Here is a 555-nt window from a genome sequence, read left to right as displayed (position 1 = left end):
AACAGTTGGACGATGTACCAAATATACGCGATGCTGCCAGCGCAGCAGCGCTTCGACGCCGACGATCTCGCCGCTCTTCAGCGATACCTGTGGCTGGTAATGCAGCAGCATTTCCTTCTTCTGCACCGCCTGACGCAGCTGCGACGCCATCTGCAGGCGATGGCTGACCTGGCTGTTGAGCGCCGGCGTGTAGAACTGGAAGCGCTCCAGGACGTTTTCCATGGCGCGGTGCATGGCTACTTCAGCGGCTTGCAGCAAGGCGTCGCCGTTGTCGCCGTCGTTCGGATAAATGGTTACGCCTATGTTCGATTCGAGATAAACGCCTTCGTGTCCGTCGACGTGATATGGCAAGTCGAGTATGTCGATGATTTCCTGCACCACCATGGCGATCTGATCCTGCTCCGGCACATGCAACACCATGGCGAAACTGGTGTCGCCGAAACGCGCCAGCGTGGCGTCGTGCTGCATCAGGCCGGCCAGCCTGCGGCTGGCTTCGACCAGCGCGTCTTCGCTCAATTGCAGGCCCAGCCCCTCGCGCACGGCGATAGCGCCGCG

At 60.7% G+C, this 555-nt stretch carries 1 protein-coding gene; it reads right to left on the bottom strand.

Annotated elements, in window-relative coordinates; translation table 11 throughout:
• Positions 1-555: diguanylate cyclase domain-containing protein (locus tag HLUSI_RS29125; RefSeq protein ID WP_040503581.1), on the bottom strand; the 555-nt coding region annotated here is incomplete at both ends.

The sequence above is a fragment of the Herbaspirillum lusitanum P6-12 genome, from assembly GCF_000256565.1.
GTDB classification, from domain to species: Bacteria; Pseudomonadota; Gammaproteobacteria; order Burkholderiales; family Burkholderiaceae_D; genus Herbaspirillum; species Herbaspirillum lusitanum.
This window is presented reverse-complemented; position numbering and strand designations above follow the sequence as displayed.